Annotated in this window: 1 pseudogene; it reads right to left on the bottom strand. The window is 76.1% G+C overall.

The annotated features are described in order from the left end of the window. Positions 1-355: pseudogene (locus tag LPA54_RS38955) on the bottom strand (DJ-1/PfpI family protein); the annotation flags it as partial. Positions 356-444 lie beyond the last annotated feature (89 nt).

Genomic DNA, 444 nt, shown 5'->3' with positions numbered 1-444 from the left:
CCTTGAGCAGCGCGGGCAGCGCGGTGGTCAGGGCGCGGCCCAGCAGGACGGGGACGAACTCGTCCTGCCGCCACTCCCCCGCCCCCGCGTCGGCGTCGGGCACCTCGCCGGGCTCGCCGACCCGGCCCGAGGCGCCCGGGACCACGATCAGGCCGGCGGCGCGGGGGTCGAGCGTGCCGGTGGCCCGCAAAGTGAGGGCGCCGGTGCCGCTCACCACCTCGCGCGGGCCCTCGGCGGTGACCAGTTCGACGGTGAGCGCCCCGCCGGACGCGGTGCCTCCCGCGTACAGGACCTCGTAGGGCGCGACGACGTCGAGCGGGTCGAAACCGTCGAACAGGACGATCTGGGCATGCATACGCGGTCTTCCTCCGGTGGGCCGTCCGGTCCCCCTCGGACGCGGACACCACCGAAGCTAACGAGCCGCCGGGCGGGGTCCCATGGGCG

Origin of the sequence: Streptomyces sp. DH12 (genome assembly GCF_020873895.1) — a bacterium.
Classification (GTDB): Bacteria; Actinomycetota; Actinomycetes; order Streptomycetales; family Streptomycetaceae; genus Streptomyces.
The sequence above is the reverse complement of the archived record's forward strand: the minus strand, read 5'-3'. Positions and strand labels throughout refer to the sequence as shown.